This window comes from Candidatus Dechloromonas phosphoritropha (assembly GCA_016722705.1).
GTDB lineage: Bacteria > Pseudomonadota > Gammaproteobacteria > Burkholderiales > Rhodocyclaceae > Azonexus > Azonexus phosphoritrophus.
Genome location: JADKGN010000001.1, coordinates 390,011 through 412,358, shown reverse-complemented (window position 1 = coordinate 412,358; position 22,348 = coordinate 390,011). Strand labels below are relative to the sequence as shown.

14 protein-coding genes, 1 tRNA gene and 4 pseudogenes are annotated in these 22,348 nt (G+C 58.4%); 8 read left to right on the top strand and 11 right to left on the bottom strand.

Annotated elements, in window-relative coordinates:
* Window positions 1-178: 178 nt before the first annotated feature.
* The 3 genes from IPP03_02030 to IPP03_02020 all read right to left on the bottom strand — a co-directional run bounded on the left by IPP03_02030 (window position 179) and on the right by IPP03_02020 (window position 4,703).
* A complete protein-coding gene (locus IPP03_02030; protein ID MBL0351519.1) occupies window positions 179-2,395 on the bottom strand; it encodes a hypothetical protein in 2,217 nt (738 codons plus the stop codon).
* 176 nt (window positions 2,396-2,571) lie between these two features.
* Window positions 2,572-3,897 (bottom strand): hypothetical protein, encoded by a 1,326-nt coding sequence (locus IPP03_02025; GenBank protein MBL0351518.1) that lies wholly within the window; start codon window positions 3,895-3,897, stop codon window positions 2,572-2,574.
* Window positions 3,898-4,019: 122 nt separating this feature from the next.
* Window positions 4,020-4,703, bottom strand: a complete 684-nt coding sequence (locus tag IPP03_02020; protein ID MBL0351517.1) for a hypothetical protein — start codon at window positions 4,701-4,703, stop codon at window positions 4,020-4,022.
* Between the two features lie 746 nt (window positions 4,704-5,449).
* Between IPP03_02020 and ltrA the strand changes: the two genes are divergently transcribed.
* Window positions 5,450-6,700: a group II intron reverse transcriptase/maturase gene (ltrA, locus tag IPP03_02015; GenBank protein MBL0351516.1), complete on the top strand. Its 1,251-nt coding sequence runs from the start codon at window positions 5,450-5,452 to the stop codon at window positions 6,698-6,700.
* Window positions 6,701-6,794: 94 nt separating this feature from the next.
* On the opposite strand, the gene IPP03_02010 is transcribed toward ltrA, so the two are convergent.
* Window positions 6,795-7,214: a hypothetical protein gene (locus IPP03_02010; protein MBL0351515.1), complete on the bottom strand. Its 420-nt coding sequence runs from the start codon at window positions 7,212-7,214 to the stop codon at window positions 6,795-6,797.
* A gap of 268 nt (window positions 7,215-7,482) precedes the next feature.
* Window positions 7,483-8,877, bottom strand: a complete 1,395-nt coding sequence (locus tag IPP03_02005; GenBank protein ID MBL0351514.1) for an IS1380 family transposase — start codon at window positions 8,875-8,877, stop codon at window positions 7,483-7,485.
* A 652-nt stretch (window positions 8,878-9,529) separates the two neighbouring features.
* Between IPP03_02005 and IPP03_02000 the strand changes: the two genes are divergently transcribed.
* From IPP03_02000 to serS, 6 genes are all read left to right on the top strand, one after another.
* On the top strand, window positions 9,530-10,516 hold the full coding sequence (locus IPP03_02000) for an integron integrase (GenBank protein MBL0351513.1): 987 nt from the start codon (window positions 9,530-9,532) through the stop codon (window positions 10,514-10,516).
* Window positions 10,517-10,844: 328 nt separating this feature from the next.
* Complete coding sequence (locus IPP03_01995; GenBank protein MBL0351512.1) at window positions 10,845-11,048, top strand: AbrB/MazE/SpoVT family DNA-binding domain-containing protein; 204 nt, start codon at window positions 10,845-10,847, stop codon at window positions 11,046-11,048.
* Window positions 11,049-11,150: 102 nt separating this feature from the next.
* Window positions 11,151-11,576, top strand: coding sequence for a type II toxin-antitoxin system VapC family toxin (locus IPP03_01990; protein ID MBL0351511.1), 426 nt, complete (start codon window positions 11,151-11,153; stop codon window positions 11,574-11,576).
* Window positions 11,577-11,618: 42 nt separating this feature from the next.
* Window positions 11,619-12,938 carry a replication-associated recombination protein A gene (locus IPP03_01985; GenBank protein MBL0351510.1) on the top strand — a complete coding sequence of 440 codons (1,320 nt, stop codon included), beginning with the start codon at window positions 11,619-11,621 and terminating at the stop codon, window positions 12,936-12,938.
* A 5-nt stretch (window positions 12,939-12,943) separates the two neighbouring features.
* Window positions 12,944-13,513, top strand: a complete 570-nt coding sequence (locus IPP03_01980; protein ID MBL0351509.1) for a DUF4126 domain-containing protein — start codon at window positions 12,944-12,946, stop codon at window positions 13,511-13,513.
* A 53-nt stretch (window positions 13,514-13,566) separates the two neighbouring features.
* Window positions 13,567-14,847: a serine--tRNA ligase gene (serS, locus tag IPP03_01975; GenBank protein ID MBL0351508.1), complete on the top strand. Its 1,281-nt coding sequence runs from the start codon at window positions 13,567-13,569 to the stop codon at window positions 14,845-14,847.
* Here the strand turns inward: serS and mltF are convergent.
* Entirely contained in the window at window positions 14,837-16,270 is a 1,434-nt protein-coding gene (mltF, locus tag IPP03_01970) for a membrane-bound lytic murein transglycosylase MltF (protein ID MBL0351507.1), read from the bottom strand. The genes serS and mltF overlap by 11 nt on opposite strands.
* A gap of 32 nt (window positions 16,271-16,302) precedes the next feature.
* Between mltF and IPP03_01965 the strand changes: the two genes are divergently transcribed.
* Window positions 16,303-16,395, top strand: a tRNA-Ser gene (locus IPP03_01965).
* Window positions 16,396-16,717: 322 nt separating this feature from the next.
* On the opposite strand, the pseudogene IPP03_01960 reads toward IPP03_01965, so the two are convergent.
* The 5 genes and pseudogenes from IPP03_01960 to IPP03_01940 form a co-directional block, all read right to left on the bottom strand.
* A pseudogene (locus IPP03_01960) lies at window positions 16,718-16,981 on the bottom strand (transposase).
* 193 nt (window positions 16,982-17,174) lie between these two features.
* Window positions 17,175-18,109: pseudogene (locus tag IPP03_01955) on the bottom strand (transposase).
* Between the two features lie 87 nt (window positions 18,110-18,196).
* Window positions 18,197-19,944: pseudogene (locus IPP03_01950) on the bottom strand (SulP family inorganic anion transporter).
* A gap of 118 nt (window positions 19,945-20,062) precedes the next feature.
* The gene (locus tag IPP03_01945; protein ID MBL0351506.1) at window positions 20,063-20,662 is read right to left on the bottom strand and encodes a zinc-binding dehydrogenase; all 600 of its coding nucleotides are present in this window, start codon (window positions 20,660-20,662) and stop codon (window positions 20,063-20,065) included.
* Between the two features lie 111 nt (window positions 20,663-20,773).
* Window positions 20,774-22,257, bottom strand: a pseudogene (locus IPP03_01940) (IS3 family transposase).
* Window positions 22,258-22,348: the final 91 nt, after the last annotated feature.

Sequence of the window (22,348 nt, the reverse complement as noted above, 5' to 3'; positions counted from 1 at the left end):
TGATGCCGGCACCACCCGATCAGCGAATCGGGCATCCCGCCCACCTTCGGGCAGGGATTCAAAAAGCTATTTGCAGGGAACCCGGAACCGGGCTTGTTCAACAACCGGTTCAGATCGTGGCTCGCTTCGCGATCACGATCTAACCTTAATCGTTAGGCAAGTATGGTGGGCTACCTGGCTACTTACACTCGTAGCAGATACGAGCCCTTGTCATTGGGGTACGCGCCACGTGCAATTGATAAAGCTTACCCCCGGCGGCGGCTACTCGCCCTGTGTTTGCGTTATTGTCCAACATCTTCCAGCCTGGGCAGGAGTTGCCACTGCAAGCGGCCCCAGTGGATTTCCAGATTTTCCCGGTATTATGCAGCTGATATAACTGGTTAGCCTCCGCATAGATTCCGATGGTGGCTGGGTTGTTATCATACATCTGCCAACCTGGGCAGGAGTTGCCACTGCAAGCGGCCCCAGTGGATTTCCAGATTTTCCCGGTATTATGCAATTGATATAGCTGGCTGCCAGCTACGATGGCGATGGTTGCCGAATTATTGTCAAGCATCTGCCACCCAGGGCAAGAGTTGGCACTACATACCGTACCGGTGAAGCGCCAGACTTTGCCACTATCATGCAATTGGTACAGTTTGCCGCCACCGGCTGCGATGGATACCGTAGCCGCATTATTGTCCAACATCTGCCAACTTGGACAGGAATTGCCGCTGCACGCGGTTCCGGTGAAACGCCAGATCTTGCCGCTATTGTGCAATTGATATAATTGACCTCCATCAGCAACGATGGCGATGGTTGCCGGGTTATTGTCCAGCATCTGCCACCCAGGACAAGAGTTTCCGCTACAAGGAGTGCCCGTGTATCGCCAAATCTTGCCGTTATTGTGCAATTGATACAACTGAGTCCCATCAGTCACTATTCCGATAGTCGCAGGGTTATTGTCCAATACCTGCCAACCGGGACAAGAATTGCCACTGCACGCGGTACCAGTGGATTGCCAAATCTTGCCGCTATTGTGCAGTTGATACAACTTGTTACCGCCGGCGGCGATTCTCACGGTGGCTGTGTTGTTGTCAAATTTCTGCCAGCCTGGGCAGGAATTACCGCTGCATGCGGTTCCCGTGAATCGCCAAATCGAACCGAGATCAGAGGTTGGCAGAGGGGTCCTGAATCCGGCCACCGTGCTGGCAGTATTGTTTAGTACGCGGACATTATTATTCGTAGCTGCCGTCCCCATCGCAATGCCATTGTAATTAACGTTTGGATTGGACCAGTATTGCAAACGCGGGCAGCTCGGGGAGCAGTTGTAGGCCATGATGGTACGCCAGCTTGGCGTCGGCGAGGTGTGCTGAAGACCGTGCCCATAAGCAAACGGCGTGCTGGTCGAATCGTTCGCCGGATCATGACGCGCGCCCTGCAGATGGCCCAACTCGTGCGCGAACGAATAGTAACCGGTGGCGCAGTCGTAATGGACAATGGCGAAGGCGTTCGAGGCATTGGCCTGTATCGCGTCGGCCAAGCCGCAATAGTCGGTCTGATTGATGATCATCGCGGCCATGTCGGCGCCGCTGCTGTTGCGCCGATTATTGACATCCGCCCTGCCGACGAAATCGGCAAGGATGGTGTCGAAACTTTTCCCGCTCTCCGAATAGGCGACTTCGAAGCTATCCACTAGGGTCAATTTTATGTTGACGCCGCTGTTTTGATAAGACTGGTTGGCTTCGGCGACAGCCAACTGGATGGTTGCGGCGATGTCGGAAACCGCCGTGCGGGCAGCGGTCGTGTAGGCGACAAGCACATCTATCCCAACAGGGCCATCGCTACGTTGGGTATCGAGCGCCTCTGTTGGCGACCTCGGTTCGATGCCGCCCTGTTTCTCTTTGACCTTGAAAGAGGGAGGGTGATCCGGGGGGAAACGAGACTCGTCCACTTTAATCACCGCGTGGACGCCGTTACCAACAGGCTCGACGCGGTAGAGATTACCATCGTCCCTTATGGTTCCCGTGATATTGCCGTTGTGGACGACCAATGTCGCCTTGCCCGGAACGCCGGAGAGAGTGCCGAACCAGGTGAAATCGGCCGCATTCCGGGTCTCGACATTGCTTTTATCAAAATTAAGCGTCTTGGCGTTCGGCAACGACATTCGCGTACTGTTGCCGCTTAGCGCGTTGGCATCTATCCGCACCATTATCACCGACGCCGTCGTTGGCCTCTGTTTGATTTGGTCGATGCGTTGAGTCTGCGCCGGGCTCACATCTTTGAGCTGACCAGCAGGCAATGGCGTGAAAAGTTCAGGGCCTTCGGCGTATGCCATGGAGATTCCTAGTAAAGCGTGTGCCCCTATCAGTACCAGGGGTACAACGAGTTTCAGTAGGTAACGTTTGATGTTCATGGGTTTTCTCCTTACTTCTTCAACTGGTGGATTGAATGGGTTTAGCCTATCACTTTTATTGTTCGCACCTCCTTTCGTTTTTTGATTTTGAGACATGCCTAACGTTTGAATTCAGGGGCGCGACGTGGCTTTATCGCGGCGCGTCCCTTGGAATGATGGGTTAGCCGTTTGCATGATCACTTGAGAAGCTTGTCGTAATCAGCTTTTACGCCGCTAGGTATGCTTGCGGGATCAATGAGCCCGAGATTTTGTTTGAATCGTTGCCGGCAGGATGGCAGACTACTTACGCGGCGGCCAAGAATGCTCGCTGGTGATACGGCGAGACGAATCATCATTGCAATCTCGCGTGGCGAGAACGACTTGATAATTTGGTCATAGCTTGGAGTGGCGGCATTGGATACCCCATAGCCATTACCCACGTTGCAACAGACCACAACATGAACGAACTGTTCTTGAACTGTTTCAGGCACAGCGCCTTGGAGTGACAACTCTAAAAGGCGTTCAGCAAATGGTGGTTCATTGTAAAAATTGTTCATCGCATTATGGACGTTCCACAGTCGCTCGACCGCTCTGGAAAAGACAACATGCTGTTCTGACTCGTTCAGCAGTGTCAGAAGTCCTAGCTTTTCGAAAAACTGAAGCGAGGCAGAGTGCCGAGGCTCATCACCCTTTGCCGCGTATTCGCTGTGTTTATTTACCAGATCAGAACGCAACGAAGCTGTAAGACCTGCTTTCAGAGCATTACAGATGTCGAGTGAGTTTAGACGTGAGGGTTCTGATGTGTTTGGATCACAGTAGATGCCATGAACCATACCAACTAGCATTTGACGTTGCGCATCATGTGTTTCGTTGAGTCGTTGAACCCAGACACTGCACTGGTTGGCATTGAAACGAGCACTCTTCACCGCAGAGATAAAGGAGCCTATGTCTACGCCTTTGGGGGACGAAGCGTCTGCTAGGGCATAGCGAACACAACGATTTAGAAAAGTTGTGAACTCTCGGTCATTTACTGTTCCGAGCGTTGGATGTGCTGCCGAGAAATTGTTTCGAACATCTCTGCATTGATCAAGAAAGAAAAAGCCATCTTCATTAACCAAATTCAGTTTGAGAGAGAGCTCAAGTAGGCGACTATCCTGAAGTTCCAAGAGGTGTTTCTCTTCAAAGTCTGATTGAAGAATTTGAGCAACGATTGGGAGGCCGAAATTCCGAACCTTTGTTCGAAGTTGCAATATCGCGGCGTTCCAGATGTAGTTCATCGCACCGTCAAAAAGACCTGTGCTTACTGCTACGCACATTCTGGCGATTAGTTCGCCTCTAAGATGCCCAGGAATTTCCCTGAGTTCTCGTGGCAAGTCTCGCCATGCGTATTGAATTTCTTCATCGCTCGCCAGTACCGTTCTAGGAATGCCAAGCGACGCTGTTAGAGCTGCGAGAGCTGGAAGTACCGTCGTTGGCAGGGCAGGAAGCACTGGTTCAAGCGGGTGGGGTACGATGGCTGACAAGAGATGACTCCTAGAATTGTAAAAAGACGGCTAACGTTCTTGGTCAGCCGCGCGCGGTTTCATGCGCGTCGGCTGCACCAAGGTGTTAGCCGTCATCGTTGAAGTTGCCATATAAGCCAGCGCTACACGCTTGGATTCCGCGCAACGATTTTGTCGTTCGCCAGAGCAGGTTCGAGGCGAAAATCTATCCGACCACCTTCGTTGATCAATCTAAACAGGCCCTCGCATTTTTGACCGCTTGAAAACACCGTGACCGCAACCAAAAAACGCCCTACCGGAAGTTTCCAGTCAGGGTGCCGCCAAGGCGGATCCGATACGTAGCTCAAGTTGCTCCACCCATACGCTTCAGCCTCGCTATCGAATTTGACCGCGAGGTCGAGCGGTGTCGTTTCGCCAGGATAAACATCAATTCTCGAATCGCTCGTCAATCGAGATGGATCAAGCACAACGCCCCGCGTGTTTCCTATAACAACTTCCATGGGAAGTGGCTGTGGCGAGCGTGCAAACCGGACCGGCATTTCGTTTACAAAAAATCTCTCTCCATCCAGATTGTGGAAAGTAATGGACCCTCGGCACTGCAGCGCGGCATTGCGCGACATCCATCGCGCGAAGCCAGGAAGAGGATCGTTAATCAACTCTATCGTGAGCGCTCGCCCATGCTTGGCCGGACGCCCAGCCGGATAGGTTGCCTCAATTGGAGGCGCGATTCGCAGGCGAAGTCTTGGTCGGCGAAGCGCTTCGACCGCGATGGTCGTGAGAATTGCAACGATTCCACCACCGAGGATGCCTATCGCAGTTGTCAACATTGCGCTGAGTCCGAGGCCAAATAGCGTTCCTTCATGACGGCTAACGTAGAGCTAACCGACCTTCGCCGGCCTTATGGCGAAGGTCCGGTTGAGCGCCGGGTGTGCGCCCAGCATGGGCGCGATGTAATGGGGTGGAAGTCCCCTGTGGGAGCACCGACATGGATTCATCACGAGTCAATGATAACCACTAGCCGAAGGCAAGGGCAAGCTCGCGAGGGCTTGTCTGGAGGAAGCCGGAGTGCAAACGTGCGAGGCGACGGACAGAAACTGCATAGAAGGCCGAGAGGGTCGAGGCGAGTCGGCACAGGACGACGAAGCCCACCGGTACGACCCTTACGGTAAATGCGGCGCTTGTGCGCGGAAACATCGCGTTCTTACCTGGGGAGATCTGCCGCGCGAGCGGTGACGTAGGCTGAACGAAAGGTGGCCGGGTTGAGCCAGTCCCAATCAACCAGCGCCGATGTGGGCTGTCACGCATCAAGGGCGATCGAACGGGCAGCAACGTTCAGTAACCGTAACAGCGCAGCGGTCAGCAATGGCTGATGTGAAGCGGCAGAAGTCAGCAGAGATCATAGTAGTCGTGCAAGTTGTGGCGCGGCGAAGGATCGAACAACGAACCACAAGGAGCAGACGGAGCGATCTTGGCGTAGCCGAAGTATCCCCAGGCGGGGAAGGCGAGCCGGCGAACAACCCGAACCGAGCCTTGAAACAAGACGAGACGAAAAGCAGTGGAAACAACCGAGTTAATGGCAGCAGTACTCTCCAGCGGCAACCTGCGCACCGCGTGGGGGCGCGTGAAAGCCAACAAGGGGGCGCCGGGTATCGACGGCATCACCATCGAGGGCTTTCCCGCCTACCTGCGGGCGCACTGGGGAGACATCCGAAGCCAACTCGAAACCGGGCACTATCGCCCCAGTGCCGTCCGTCGGGTCGAAATACCCAAGGAGGACGGCAGCAAGCGGCTGCTGGGGATTCCGATCCTCATGGATCGGGTCATCCAGCAGGCTATCGCCCAAGTGCTCACGCCGATCTTCGATCCCCGCTTCTCGGGATCGAGCTTCGGCTTTCGACCGGGCCGCAATGCACACCAAGCGATCAGACAGGTACAACGGCATGTGAAGGACGGCTACGCCATGGCCGTGGATATTGACCTCGCCAAATTCTTCGACACGGTCAATCACGACGTGTTGATGAATATCCTCGGGCGAACGATCCGCGACAAGGCGTTGTTGAATCTGATCGGACGTTACCTGCGCGCCGGGGTGCTGGTCGGTGAGCACGTCGAGCCCAGCGACATCGGCACGCCCCAGGGTGGGCCGCTGTCGCCGCTCTTGGCCAACATTCTGCTCAACGAACTGGATCATGAACTCGAACGGCGTGGGCATCGTTTTGCGCGATACGCCGACGACATGGTGGTGCTGGTCAAAAGTCCGCGAGCAGGAAACCGAGTCATGCAAAGTTTGACGCAATATCTGGAAGGTCGTCTGAAGCTCAAAATCAACCCGGTCAAAAGCAAGGTGGCGAAGATAAGTGAATGCGGTTTTCTGGGCTTCACGATAGTTCGGGGCAAAATCCGCTGGCTGGAGAAAAAGCTGGCGGCGTTCAAGTACCGCGTGAAGGAACTCACCGGCAGGAGCTGGGGAGTATCAATGGAGTTCCGGCTGCGCAAGCTGGGACAGTACGTGCGGGGGTGGATGGGGTACTTTGGCATCAGCGAGTACTACCGACCGATCCCGGGACTGGACGAGTGGATCAGACGGCGCATCCGAATGGGCTATTGGAAACAATGGCGCTGGCCGCGCACGAAGATCAAGCACTTGCTGGCGTTGGGCGTGAGCCTGAAAACAGCGATCCAGCATGGCGTCAGCAGCAAGAGCTACTGGCACATGGCACGTACTCCGGCGATGCAACAAGCGTTGAGCAATGACTGGCTCAAGACCAAAGGGTTGCTGAGCATCAAGACGTTATGGTGCAAGGCGCAGGGTTATTCGTCTTAGTCGAGCGCGTCAACTCGTTGAACCGCCCACTGCGGACCCGCATGGTGGGTGGTGTGGGGAGGGCCGGTTAGAAGCCGGTCCTTACCCGATTAGGTTACCCCCGCCCGGACAGCCCAAGCTCTGCAAGAATCTTCCGAAGCTCAACCTCGACCTGCGTTCGCTTTGCCGGCCACTTCATCTCGAGCACCTTAATTCTATCTGCGAGTTGAGCCGGCGTAGCGTTTGATTCGATGAGTTCGGCCAGAACGTCAATATCACTGTTGAGAAGCTGCGCCAATGATGTCAATGATTTCTTGAGATCATTTCTGGTGCTAACGATTGCCTGCGCCGCGTTTCGAATGTTTCGCGCATTGTCGGTACTTGAGTCGCTTATCAACTTCCCAATGTGCTCGGTATACAAAGCGGGTGCGGCCGCCACTCTTTGCTCATACGTCTTTCGACCAAAAAAGTACCCGACTGCGCCGGTGAGAGCGGCGACGATGAAGCCTGCGATTACGCCTTCCAAAATGCCCATGTACTTTGCTCCGAAATATTTTTTCAATAAAAGCGCTAACCCGGATGTTTCATAAACCCGCCGCGCGATGTCAATGTCGTGCCATTCCAGCCGTGATGCGAGTCAGCTTGCTGCGAATTTTGCTGCCAACCCGCCACGATCGGCCAAATACCCCAACTTTTGGGCATCACACCCTGCCGCCATCGATCCCTGGACAGAGCGCTGGCGAGACCTCACCTCCGCTCAAGCGGATTCGAGTCTGCAGCATGAGACGGCGTCGCCGAGTCGATCAGGCCGGCGCCGGCGGGCGCGGGACGAGGTAAAGCAACTCGGTCACCCGCGCCAGCACCCCCTTCATCGGACACGACGTAGGCAAGGACAGCTTGATCCGATCCTTGTACTGCACCACGCGCACCGCCAACTTAAAGAGTTTCAGGATAATCGACAGCGGTTGCGCCTTGGCCAGTTCCGTATGCACCAGCGTGTTCTCGCGCAAGCCGTGAATCAACCCATACGCCGCACACGAATAGAACAGCCGCAGGTGATTGGCGAGGAAGGCATGATCGGAGGTCCGGTCACTGGCCAAGTCGTTCTTCACCGCCTTGATGAAGTTCTCGTCCTGCCCTCGAGCACAGTACAGCTCTTTGTAAAGCACATCAGGCGTCGGGTCGGACAGCGAGGTCACCACGTACCGCGGGTTGTCACCCAAGGCCATCACCTCGGCCTTGACCACCACGCGGTAAGCCTTGGGCCACGAGCCCGCCTGATACTCGATATCGTCGTACAGTCGTGTCGCCGCAGGCTCGGCGTTCCCCAGGCGCTGGGCGTTGGCGCTGTGTGTCTGGTGCAGCGCACGGGCTTTCTTCAGCAGCGGCTCGGCCTTGGGCGAGAGCACCGGGTTGCCGGCCAGGCCGAAGAGGAAGTCCAGATGCGGATCGGACGCGCACAAGGCCATCAGTTCGGGATTCGAGAAGTGGCCATCCCCGCGCAGAATGATGTGGGTCTCGGGCCAAGCCTGGCGGAGCAAGCGCAGCACGCGCTTGATGATGGCCGCGTTCTCCTTGCCAGTCGGGCGTTTGCCCGGACGCAGGACGGCAGTAATGAACTTCCCGGAAAGTCCTTCGAAGAGAAACAGCGGCAGGTAGCAGTGATTCCCGTAGTGGGGGTTATAGAACGCCAGTTCCTGCTGCCCGTGAGTGGCATCCTCCGAGTGATCCATATCGAGCACGATCACGGCAGGCGCCTGGGCGTAGCTGGCGATGAAGGCGTCGACGAAGCTTTTGGCCAGGCGGTAAATGTCTTTGCGCGATACGCTGTTTTCGAGCCGGGAGAGCGTGGGGCCGGAGGCCAGGTCATTTCCCTCGTCCAGCGGGGCACGACCGACCGCCAGTTTGAACAGCGGATCGCGCCGCAGCGTGTTGGCGTCATTACCGTCGGCGTAACCGCTGGCGGTCTGGAATATCCGCTGGCGGAGCAGGTCGGCCAGGGGATGGTCAATGTACGAGGCGTGGCGTTTGTCGTGAATCGCGCTGACCAGGCGGGGAATCAGGCCGATTTGCAGGTCGATGCCACGCAACAGGAGTGCGCCAAAGTCGGAGGACATCGCCCCGCCGTCAAACTCTGCCCGGATCGTAAATCCGGCGCTGGCGGGAAAGTGAAGCTGGGTTGGGATAGAATGGTCCATGGGCGGTCTCGTTTAGGCTTCTTACAAAGCGTTATTGGCGTAACCCCTATTATATCAATGGGTTAAACGAGATTCGCCTGCTTTTATGAAAAATTCGGGCTAAGAATCCGACAATCGTCGATGCTCCCGAAAGCATAGTAAGCCACGGGCTGTCAGTCCAATGGTGCCAGCGCTTGTCACTTCGAGGCGAGTTCTTGATTGGCATAGGTGGTGTTGCTGAGCGTCCGTCTGGGACCCCTAACGTTATGGAGTTGAGCACCTTGACGACCGTAGGGCGGCGAGTGTGCTCGAACGACGCGTTGGACGTGAGAGGTGGCGGAAATCAAGGACGGTGCTCTTTCTCTCTGCCATCCCCGGCCAAAACGGCCAAAATCCGCTGTTTATCCGAAGTGTTTTTTGGGCGTGTGGATCAACGCGAGCGTTATACATCCGCTCATAAAACACTTCGGATAAACAGCATATTTTCCCCGCTTTATAAACCCTCGTGGCATGTGTACTTAATGCGCAACTTGCCTCCCGTTGAAAGCTAGCCACCTATCTCGTGCAACGTTAAGTATACGCCTTGGCAGGCGTATACTTAACCAGCCGAAGGTGTATAACGTGAACAAATTGTTTGCAACGCAATGAATTTTTGTATTTTATTGAAATCATCATGCCAGAAGCCACCCCTCAAACTATCCCGCCGCCCAAACTACTCGACCAGGCGCGTGATCGCCTGCGCGTCAAGCATTACAGCATCCGTACTGAAACGCAATATCTTCATTGGATAAAACGCTTCATCCTCTTTCACGGCAAGCGCCACCCGCGCGAGATGGAGGCGGTCGAGGTTGAGGCTTTTCTGACGCATCTTGCGGTGGAGGGGAGGGTGGCGGCGGCGACGCAGAATCAGGCGTTATCGGCTTTGCTGTTTCTTTACCGCGAGGTGTTGAACATCGATCTGCCATGGCTCGACAAGGTCGTCCGTGCCAAGCAGCCGCAGCGCTTGCCGGTGGTGCTGACACGCCAGGAGGTGACGGCGATTCTCGATCGCATGAGCGGCGTCCATGACCTGATGGCGCGTTTGCTCTACGGAACGGGCATGCGGTTGATGGAGTGCGTGCGGCTGCGGGTGAAGGACGTGGATTTCGAGCGGGCCGAGATCGTCGTGCGCGAAGGCAAGGGTGCGAAGGATCGCATCACGATGTTGCCGCAGGCGCTGATTGGGCCTTTGCAGGATCATTTGCGCTGGCGGCGCCAGTTGTTCGCGGATGACAAGGCGAAGGGCAGGGCGGCGGTGTATTTGCCGGATGCGCTTGATAAAAAATACCCGAATGCTGTGGTCGACTGGCTCTGGCAGTACATTTTCCCGTCCGGCAGTTATTCGATCGATCCGCGTAGCGGCGAGGAACGCCGCCATCATATCGACGAGAAGTTGCTGCAGCGCGCGGTGAAGAAGGCGCTGCAGGCGAGCGGGGTGGCCAAGCTGGCGACGCCGCATACTTTGCGCCATTCATTCGCGACGCACCTGCTGCAGTCCGGCTACGACATTCGCACCGTTCAGGAATTGCTCGGCCATGCCGATGTGGCGACGACGATGATTTACACGCACGTGCTGAACAAGGGCGGGCGCGGTGTGACTTCGCCGCTGGATGCGATGTGATGGGACGATCGCTCGGGGTCAGCAACGGTCAGGATCTTCCGCCGGGGTTGCCGGCACAGCGGCCAGGGGTTGGCGGAATTTTTCCGCCGAAGCGCGTTCCGCAGCGCTCGCTGAGGTAGCTTTCCGTGGCCAGCGCCGAGCGGCGATTCCGTGCGCTTTACATTGAACCTCGCCGGTAATACTCTAAGGAAATGCCGATTTATTCGTCACTCCGGCGAAAGCTGGGGTCCATGTCGTTGATTTTTCTGGATTCCGGCCTTCGCCGGAATGACAATTCTGGAATAAATCAGCGTCTCCCCAGGGTAAGAGTAGAGAGTTGAGGCGTGCCATGAAAATTACTAGCAAGGGGCAGGTCACCATTCTCCTGGCGGTCCGTGAAAAGGCGGGGCGGCATCCGCACAGTGAGGTGGAATTCGAGGTCAGGGATAACGGCGAGGTGGTCTTCGACCACTTGTCGCTACCTCGCCGAGCATCCGTGAATCCTTCGCTCGCGTTCGCGGCTCGGCCAATGCGGCCCAATTCAAGTGCATGAGTACAGATCAGTTTATGGCGTTTCGGCGCGGCTGCTGCAATGGGGAATCCTGCGGTGAACGAGCAACCGGGCAGCTATGTGTCGGCGGCCGGTCCCGCCGCCCTGGTCGACAGTTGCGTGTTGATCGATGTCCTGGCCGATGATCCCGTTTGGGCGGACTGGTCGCTCGATCAACTGGAGCGGCTCGGGCAGCGGGGGCCGCTGGTGATCAATCCCTTGATTCTGGCCGAGATCAGCCCCCGTTATGAACGCGCCTGCGATCTGGAGGCGGCAGTGGCGAGTTGGCCACTGGTTCGCGAAAATTTGCCCTGGGATGCAGCGTTTGTCGCCGGCCAGGCATTCCGTGTCTACCGGCAAACCGAGGGCCTCAAGACATCGCCGATGCCCGATTTCTGCATCGGCGCCCCTGCCCTGGTGAGCGGCATGCGCATACTGACCCGCGACGCAAAGCGCTACCGTGGCTATTTTCCCAAGCTTTCCATCGTCGGGCCGGATGAGTCGGATTCCGCGATGGGCAAGGCGCTATAAAGATATCCGGGCGGTGGCATATTGAGCGATTTGTTCTCCCAAATGTCGGTTGACCGCGCTCCGAAGGAAGCGCCCCTAGGGTGCAACGCGCCGCTGGCGGAACAATTGCGTCCGCAGACGCCGGACGAGGTGATCGGTCAGCAGCACCTGCTCGGGCCGGGCAAGCCGCTGCGCCTGGCGTTTGACTCCGGCCAGCCGCATTCGATGATTCTGTGGGGGCCGCCGGGCGTTGGCAAGACGACGCTGGCGCGCATGATGGCGACGCAGTTCCAGTGCGAGTTCATTGCGCTGTCGGCGGTGTTTTCCGGCATCAAGGAGGTGCGCGAGGCGGTGGCGCAGGCCGGGATGTGGCGCGATCAGGGGCGGCGCACCATTCTCTTCGTCGATGAAATCCACCGTTTTAACAAGGCGCAGCAGGACGGCTTCTTGCCCTTTGTCGAATCGGGCCTGCTGACCTTCATCGGCGCGACGACGGAGAACCCGTCGTTCGAAGTCAATTCGGCGCTGCTGTCGCGGACTTCGGTCTATGTGCTGAAGTCGCTCGACGAGGCTGAACTGGGCACTTTGTTCGATCGCGCAACGGAGAAGGCACTGGCCGACCTGAGCTTCGATGCCGGCGCCCGTGAACGGCTGATCGGGTTGGCCGACGGCGATGCGCGGCGATTGCTCAACCTGCTCGAACAGATGCGCACCGCAGCGCATACGGCGGGCATTGTTGCGGTCGACGGCGAATTTGTCGAAAAAACAGTGGCCCAGAACCTGCGCCGTTTCGACAAGGGCGGCGATGCTTTTTACGATCAGATTTCGGCCCTGCACAAGTCGGTGCGCGGTTCGCATCCGGATGCCGCACTTTACTGGCTGACGCGCATGCTCGATGGCGGTGCCGACCCGCGTTATCTGGCCCGGCGCATCGTGCGCATGGCCTGGGAGGATATCGGCCTGGCCGATCCGCGCGCCATGCAGATCGCCAACGATGCGGCCACCACCTACGAACGCCTCGGTTCGCCGGAAGGCGAACTGGCGCTCGGGCAGGCGGTGATCTACCTCGCCGTCGCCGCCAAGTCGAATGCCGGCTACAACGCCTGGAACGCGGCGCGCGCCTTTGTCAAACAGGACGGTTCGCGGCCGGTGCCGAACCATCTGCGCAACGCACCGACCAAATTGATGAAGGAACTCGGCCACGGCAAAGCCTACCGCTACGCGCACGACGAACCGGAAGCCTACGCGGCCGGCGAAACCTATCTGCCGGACGGTCTGCCGGAACCGCACTGGTACCAGCCGACGCCGCGCGGACTGGAAGGCCAGATCGCCGACAAACTGGCGCACCTGCGCGATCTCGACCGCAAGGCGGGCAAGAAATAATGGACATGGCGCAGACCATCGCGTTGTCGGCCGGCTTGGCCTGGGCCAGCGGCTTGCGCCTTTATCTGGTCGTTTTCCTGGCCGGGCTGCTGGCGCATTTCGGCTACCTGCACTTGCCGGACACCTTGTCGATGCTGGAAAACCCGCTGGTCATCGGTGTTGCCGGCATCATGGCCTTTGCCGAACTGATCGCCGACAAGGTGCCGGCCTTCGATTCGCTGTGGGATACCTTCCAGACCTTCATCCGCATTCCGGCCGGCGCCTTGCTCGCCGCCTTCGCGCTCGGCGATGTCGATCCGGCGTGGATGGTCGCGGCCGGGCTGATCGGCGGCACGATCACCGCCGGTACGCACTTCGCCAAGGCCGGCAGCCGGCTGGCGATCAACACTTCGCCTGAGCCTTTTTCCAACTGGCTCGCCTCATTTGGTGAGGAGGGCATGGTGCTCGCCGGCTTGTGGGCGATGCTCGCTTCGCCACTGGTGTTCCTCGGCTTGTTGGCGATCTTCCTGATCGTTGCCGGCTTCCTGCTGGTCAAGCTCTGGGGCTTTCTGGGGCGGCTGTTCCGTCGCGTATAATTTACGTTTTTCGACCGCTTGTTGCGGTCGACCGCGAAAAATCAGGAAAATCCATGCTCGACATCCAGCAACTTCGCTCCAACCTCGACGCCGTGGCCGAGGGCCTCGCCAAGCGCGGCAAGCCGATTGACTTCACCGAATTCAGGGCACTGGAAGCCGAGCGCAAGACACTACAGACGCACACGCAGGATCTGCAGGCGCAGCGCAATAGCTTGTCCAAGCAGATCGGCATGCTGAAAGGCAAGGGCGAGGATGCATCCGGTGTGATGGCTCAGGTGGGGGCGATTGGCGACGAACTGAAGGCCTCTGAAATCCACCTCGGCGAATTGCTCGAGAAGTTCACCGCCATCCTCGCCGGGTTGCCTAACATTCCCGACGACTCGGTGCCGGTGGGCAGCGACGAGAATGCCAACGTCGAGATCAGGCGCTGGGGTACGCCGCGTGTTTTCGACTTTCCGGTCAAGGATCATACCGATGTCGGCGAGGCGCTTGGCCAGCTCGATTTCACCACCGCCGCCAAGATTTCCGGCGCACGCTTCTCGCTGCTCAAGGGCGGGCTGGCCCGTCTGCACCGCGCGCTCACCCAACTCATGCTCGACACGCACACCGCCGAGCACGGCTATACCGAAGTCTACGCACCGTACCTGGTCAATGCCGCCAGCCTCTACGGCACGGGCAATTTACCCAAGTTCGGCGAAGATCTGTTCAAGGTGCTGCGCGGCGACCAGGAACCGCTCTACCTGATTCCGACCGCCGAAGTGCCGGTGACCAACATCGTGCGCGATGAAATCCTTGCCGCCGAGGCGCTGCCGCTAAAGTTCGTCTGCCATACACCGTGCTTTCGCTCCGAAGCCGGCTCCGGCGGGCGCGACGTGCGTGGCATGATCCGCCAGCACCAGTTCGACAAGGTGGAACTGGTACAAATCGTTCATCCGGAGCAGTCGACCGCAGCGCACGAAGAACTGACCCGCCAGGCCGAGAACATTCTAGAAAAGCTGGAACTGCCGTACCGCCGCATGGTGCTGTGTTCCGGTGACATGGGCTTCTCCGCCACCAAGACCTACGACCTTGAAGTCTGGCTGCCGGCGCAGAACACCTACCGCGAGATTTCGTCGTGCTCCAATTTCGGCGCCTTCCAGGCCCGGCGCATGCAGGCGCGCTTCCGCAACGACAAGAACAAGACCGAGCTGTGCCATACCCTGAACGGCTCCGGTCTGGCCGTCGGCCGCACGCTGGTTGCCATTCTCGAGAACTTCCAGAATGCCGACGGCAGCGTGACCATTCCGGTTACGCTGCGGCCGTACATGGGCGGGTTGGAGAAACTCAGCGCTTGATTTTGAGGCCGGGGCCGCCCTGCATGCCAACCATGTTCTCGATGCGGGTTGATACTGTCTGGTAAGGCGGCTGGTTGCGGACAAGAATGTCGTAGTAGGCGCGGATGTTCTCGACCAGCAGGACGGCCTCGCCGCCGCGCGCGCGGCTGGATTTCACCTTTTCGTAGTATTTCGGCTGCGACAGCAGGGGCAGTATCTGCTTCATTTCGTACCATGCGGCCGGATCGGCCCCCTGCAGTTTCGCCAGCGCACGCGCTGAGTTGAAACTTCCCGGGCCGATGTTGTAGGAGGCGAGCGCCAGCCAGGTACGATCGGGTTCGCGGACCTCCTCGGGTTGCATGTCCTTGAGCAGGTTCAGGTAGCGCGCGCCGCCGGTGATGCTCTCGCGGGGATCGAGCCGATTGCCGATACCGAGCCGGTCCGCGGTGTCCTCAGTAAGCATCATGATGCCGCGGACGCCCGTCGGGCTGGTGGCTTCCGGATCCCAGCTGGACTCATGGTAAGCGACTGCAGCGATCAGGCGCCAATCGATTCCGGAAACTGTCTGAGCCGACTGGAAGTGCTTTTTCAGCTTGGGCAGTACGGTTTGAATGCGGCCCAGGAAGCTCACGATATCGGCCTGGTTGAGGCGGCGCACATGCCCGAAATAGCGATCCTCGATCTTCAGCAGGGTGCCGTCGTGCTGCACCCGTTCGACGAAGTCGTTGACCCGCGCCAGCAACTCGGCGTTGGGGTGGGTTCCCAACCGCCACACGACCGGGTGGTTCTCGTCGAGTTCCAGTGTCGCCTGCACGGAAGGAACGAACTGTGCGGCAATCTGGACCAGCGTCGAATCGATGGCGACCAGCTCGACCTTCCGTTTGCCGAGCGATTCCAGCAGGCTGAAGAGATCGCCGTCCTTGTATTCGATGACCTGCAGGTCGGGTATCCGTTTCTGGAGTTCGCGCAGCGTTGCCAGTTGCCGGGAGCCCGGCATCGCGACCACCGTTCGCCCGCGCAAGTCGTCCTTGTCGTCGAGCGGTAGAGACGCTTCATGCTGAAGGAGGATGTCGCTGGTCTGCAATATCGGCGGCGTCGATTTTTCGCGGGTATCCGTGGGCAACGGAAGCCACGCCACGGCAAGGTGGGCCTTGCCCGCATCGAGCACGGCGTCGATTTCGTCCGGCGCCACCACCTCATACTTCACGCCGACCCCGAGTTCCTGGGCGAAGGCTTCGATCAGATCGTGTTCCAGGCCGACGACGGCTCCCTTGTCATCCGGATAGTAGGTGAGTGGCCCCGTACTGGTGACGACGATCAGATCATGCTGGGCCGGCGTCGGGAAGGGCAGCGAGTGTTTCATGCTCAATGGCGCGGCCTGTTCCCCGCAACCCACGAAGAGCAGGGGGAGCAGCCCGATCAGGATTATCTTGAGCCAGCGCACGCGTAGTTTTGTGCTACTATTCCGCCCGCTCCGGAGAGGTACCGAAGTGGCCATAACGGCGCCGACTCGAAATCGGATGGTCAGAGAAATCTGGCACATGGGTTCGAATCCCATCCTCTCCGCCACCATGGCCTAATCTCTTATTCCTGTTGATAAACAACGGGTTATAAGCGCCAAATATCCATTCAGTGTTACATTTTGATGGTACATCACTGCGTCACACGGCATTTTTAGCCCTCTTTCTTTGAGGTGAGCTATGGCGTACACAATTTTGCACAACGGAATCTGCTCGTTCCAAATCCACACTCCAGAAATCTTGTTTCAACGTCCGGCCGGATTATACGACTGAATCCCCAGACGGCTAGCCGGTCTAGAGCGCAAAGCCTTGCTTACCGGCTCATCGGCGACTGGCTCGACCGCTTTGCTATTGCCCGCCTCGCGGTCGTCGATGCTCACGCTCAGCAGTTCGTCCAGCGCTTCACCGTGATCCTTGCGAAAGTCGGACAGCGTGTGGTGATTGGCCTGCATACCAACACATAGCCAGCGGTAGGTGTCGTGTGCCTGGGTGAGCCGCGACACTTCCCGGCCACTGTCTACCCCATCGAGCGTGGCGTACAACCACAGCGACAGCAGAATCTCCGGCGTTATCGCCACCCGTCCAACACCGCCTTCCAACGCCGGGATGCCTTCGTAGAATCACGTCAAATCCTGCCGCTCACCTTGAAGTCGAGCCGATAGCCAGCAGCATTCCGCTTCTCACGAGACCGGCCTCGATCCTCTACAAACTAGGGAAGTGCTGATCAATTCAGTGTTACGAGGGGTTTTGTGCGATTTTCGGTGTCACTTGCCACATTGAAGGTCGTTCCGAAGTGAAAAACATTGATTTTCATGGCATTTCTGGCCTTCAGGACGCAACTTGGCTGTCAGCGCCCAACAACCAACGGCGGGCGAGCACCAGATTGGCAAAAGCAAACAGCGAAAACAGTTGCGCCGTATTCTTGGCCAAGCCCTTGTAACGCGTCTTCCTATGCTTGAAGAGATTCTTGACGACATGGAAGGGGTGCTCCACCTTGGCACGAATACGCGCCTTGGCGTATTCCACCTGTTCGACCAACCGGCCAAGTTCCGTTCCCGCCAGTTGTTTGCGCTTGCTGGGTTTCATGGCGACCTGCCATTCGACTTCGCCGCCTTGGCTCTCCGGACGTTTTTCAACGCCCTGATAGCCGGCGTCAGCAAAGGCCATCGTTTCTTCGCCATGCAACAACGCTTCGGCCTGTGAGATGTCGCTGACGTTGCCTGCCGTGCCGATCACGGTATGGACCAGCCCCGAGTGGGCATCCATACCAATGTGCGCCACCTGTGCGACCTCGCTTCGCTCGTGACCGCATCCCGCTACGCGGGACCGCCCTACGGGCGTCCTTCGCCTTCGGCTTGTCATGTCAAAGTACCATTGCTTGCCCTTCTTGCTCTGGTGCATTTCCGGGTCGCGCTTGCCGGCCTTGTTCCTGGTCGAAGGCGGCGCGGCGATTAGCGTCGCATCCACAATGGTGCCTTCACGCAACAGCAGGCCTTTGGCGGTAAGGTGATGGGTAATCGTGTTGAAAATCGATTCGGCCAGCTGATGCTGTTCGAGCAAGTGACGGAATTCAAGCAGGGTGGTGGCATCCGGGGCAGACCAATGGGCGGGCGACCCCGACCTCCGCTCTTCGGGTAAAACGGGATAAGCGATTGTGCCAATGCCGACCACGGCGTGATCGCTTCTATCTCGGCAAGAAACCGGTCGCGCCGTGTCTGCTTCTTCTTCGCCGCATATTCGAGTTCGGAAAAACTTGCCTGCACGCTCGCCACCTTGACCAATTAACACAATGGCATTTTACCACTCCCGCTCAGCATGGGAAAACAAAGCAGGGATAAATCAGCGTTTCCCTAGGGTTCCTTCGCCGCGAGCGGGTTGCTTTCGGTTGCACTCTCGATCTCGTAAGTTTTCAGGCAGCACTTCCGGGAGTGGAAGAGGCGGTCCATCCCGATCACCCCGGTTACCTCCAGACGATCCAGGTCTGCCAGCAGGCTGGCTTCCACCCGGGTCAGGGCCAGCACGACGCCTTTCCTGGCCAGATCCCGCTGGAGGTCCATGGCCACCCATCCCGCCGAGAAATCCATGCCGGTGATCGCCTCCGCATCCACGACCAGCCAGCGCACCAGGGTGGGCGATTCGTCGACCAGCAGATGTGCCTGTTCCACAAAATGATTGGCGTTGGCGTAATAAAGGTCGGCCCCAAACCAATAGATTACCAGGCCCGGCATTACCATCTTGCCCGGCACTACCGGCTCCATCCGCCAGTGCTCCACCGGGTCGCGCAAGATGACGGCGGTGTGCGGGCGATACCCGTGGCGGACATGCTGCAGTAGCGAGAGGGCGATCGCCAGTATGATGCCGCGCTCGACGCCGATGAACACCACCGCCGCCGCGGTCGCCACGGCCAGGTAGAACTCACCGGGGCTATTGCGTCGCAAGGCGCACAATCCACTGAAATCAATCAGACCCACGGCAACCACGAAGACAATCGCTCCCAGCACGCAGGTCGGCAGAAATTTCAGCGGCCCGGTCAGAAGAAGTAAAACCACAGCGACCGTCGCCGCCGTGGCCAAATGGACGAGTTAGCTGTTCCCGCCGGAGGTTTCGACCATCGCGGTCTGGGTCGGGCTGCCATTCACGACGAAGGTGCCGCTCAACGCAGCGGCAGTGTCGGCGGCACACAAGCCGAGCAGATCCCGGTTTTCATCCAGTGTCTGGTGATGGCGAATGGCGTAGGCCCGCGCGGTGACTGAGCTCTGGGCCACGATCATCACGAAACAGGATCCTGCGATGGGAAGCAGGGCATAAACCTCATCCCACGACACTGCCGGAATCCCGAGTTGCGGCAGGCCACCGGCCACTGGTCCCAGCACCGCAATGCCATGGCCGGCAAAATCAAGCGCTGCGCTCAGTCCGATCGCAGCCACCACCGCCAGGAGTGCCCCGGGCAGTCGCGGTGCGAACCGGCGTGAGACAACAATTACCGCCACTACCCCAGCCGAAACCGCGAGGGTTGGCCAGTGCAGGAGTGGAAATTTTTCCGCCACCGTCCAAAACTGTTGCACCGTGATGTTGCCCTTCACCGGAATGCCGAGCATTTCGCCGAGTACCGCGATGCACACTTGAAACCCGACGCCCGTGAGAAACCCGATCATCACCGTACGCGACAAAAAATCAGCCAGGAAACCCAGCCACAGCAGCCGCACCAGTAGAAGCAAGCCGGCCGCCAGCAAGGCGACCGTGGAGGCCAGCGCCAGATAATGCGTACTGCCGGTTGCCGCCATCGGCGAGACCCCCACGGCCAGAATCGCTGCCGTGGCGGAGTCGGCAGACACGACCAGACCAGATACCGCGAGGCGCCGAATACGGCAAAGCCGATCAGCGGCAGCAATAGCGTGTAGAGGCCCGTGATGACCGGGGTGCCGGCGATCTTCGTATAGCCCATCGCCTGCGGGATGTTCACCGCCGCCAAGGTCACCCCTGCCATCAGGTTCGGCAGGATTTCCTTCCGGTCGAGCGGCAGGAGGCCGTGGAACAGTGGAAACTGCCACCGTCTGGCTGGCTTTTGACTCTTGGTCTGGTTGCTGTTTGCCGCCATTCCGCCTCGATTCTTCTTTTCCATTCTTCGCACCAGCCTTTTCCGGTTTTTTCGTGCGTTTGGCTTTCTGCGCTTCGAGGGCGATGAGCTTTTTCAATTTCTTCTTGTCGATCTTCGTTCAGTCTTGCGCAACCTGAACAATCAACTTGCCGAAATTCCTTCCTTCGAGCAGACCAATAAAGGCTTGCGGAGCATTTTCCAGGCCATTGACAACGTCTTCCTTGAACTTGATCTGACCGTTGGCCAACCATAAGCTCATCTGCGCAAAAAACTCGCCAAAGCGATGACCGTAATCGTCAAAAATAATGAAACCCTGCATCTTGATCCGCTTGATCAGCAGCGTCCGGGTCAACAGGCCCAGGCGGTCTGGGCCGTCGGGCAGTGCGGTGTCGTTGTAATGGGCAATGACGCCACACAAAGGAACGCGAGTGCCAACATTGAGCAGGGGCAGCACGGCGTCAAAAACAGCACCACCCGCATTCTCGAAATAGACGTCGATTCCTTTCGAGCAGGCGGCCGCCAGTTGTTGCTTGAAGTCAGGACTGCGGTGGTCGATGTAGGCATCGAAACCCAGTTCATTAACAACGTAACGACATTTTTCAGCGCCGCCGGCAATACCAACGACACGGCAACCCTTGATTCTGGCGATTTGGCCGACTACCGAACCCACCGCGCCACTGGCAGCTAAAGTGGATCCCTGAGTCAAGACAGATTTCATCCGGGTTTAAGCTGTAGCCATTGCTTCACATGCAGCGAAATGGCGCTGCTTTTGCTTTGGTTGTTGCCGTTGCCTCTGATCCGGCGCGCGTCAAGATAGTTGTCGCCTCGGTCATGCAGCCAATGGCGGAATAAGCTTGTCTTCCAGATGCGCGTTGGCGATGCAATCGCGATCTGGATTGAGGGTCACTACACCGACCGGCGTCCAATTTCGTGTCTGACCAGTCCAGCGCGCCGGGTTGAGATCACGCGCTGAGGTATAGACGGCATGTCGGGCCGCGAGAATGGCGAGATCCTCGCCGGCATGGCGCTGGGCTGGGCTGACATAACGAATGCCACTGTGCCGATGCTCGACGTTGTACCAGTGCACGAAGCTGACTGCCCAGGTCCTGGCGTCGTCGAGCTCGGCAAAGCCGTTAGCAGGAAACTCAGGGCGGTATTTGGCCGTCCGAAACAGCGATTCCGCGTAAGCATTGTCATCACTGACTCGGGGTCGAGAATACGAGGGCCTGACTCCCAGCCAGTTGAGCATCGCCAGCACCGTCGTGGCCTTGAGCGTCGAGCCGTTGTCGCCGTGCAGAACAGGCTTGGTCGCGAGTGCGGCAATCCCCTCGGCGAGCGCCGTACGGCGCACCAGATGCGCGGCATGGTCGGCGTGATCGCTGCCGTGCACCTCCCAGCCGACAATCTTGCGGCTATACAGGTCGAGGATGAGATAAAGGTGAAACCAGTGCCCCTTAACCTTGCCTGGCAGATAAGTCATGTCCCAGCACCACACCTGGCGCGGCGTGGTGGCAATGTGCGTGGTCGGCACTCGCTGTTGCCTGGGCGCCTTGGCCCGTCCTCGGAGGGTGGTTTGACCGTGCTCACGCAGCACTCGGCTGAAGGTGGATTCGCTGGCCAGGTAAATCCCTTCATCAGCCAGCATCGGCACCATGCGCGCTGGCGGCACGGCCGCAAAGCGTGGCTCGTTGGCCACGGCAAGCACCTGCGTGCGTTCGGCCTCACTGAGCGCGTGCCTGGGCGTCGGGCGCATGGACAAGGGCCGGCGATCTGCGCAGATGCCGCCCTCAATGGCTTTCCAGCGTTGCAAGGTGCGTAACTCGATGCCGGCTACCTCGCAGGCAAGCCTGAGCCGAGCACCGGCGACATGGGCGGCATGGATGTCTTGGGCCAAGGCTTGGCGATCTTCAAGGCCGATCATTCGGCCTCGCCTTTGTTGAAGATCGCCGCGACTTTTTTTGAGAGAACCAGCAGGGCAGCGGTTTCAGCGAGTGTCCGGTCCTTGCGTAGCAATTCGCGTTCGAGTTCCTTGATGCGTTTGCGGTCTTGTCGGGTTGCTTGCGGGCTGGCTCTGACTTCTTCCGGTTCGGCCAACGCTGTCGTGGCGCTGGCCCACCATTTGATCAGCTCGTCCGGATAAACGCCGTGCTCTCGACACCACGCGCTTTTGCTGGTTTCGTCCAGCGCCGCAGTGACGATCACCGCCTCCAGGCGCGCCGCCACAGTCCATGCCCGCCCTCGGGCGGGCATGGACTGCGCGTCATCTCGCCAACGCTCAAGGGTTCCCGAACCAATGCCTGCTTCACGGGCCACCACACGGCGCGCGTCACGGTAGTTGCCGCCTCAGTCATGCAGCCAGCGGTTGAATAGGGTTGTCAATCAAATGCGTCTTTATGATGGAATC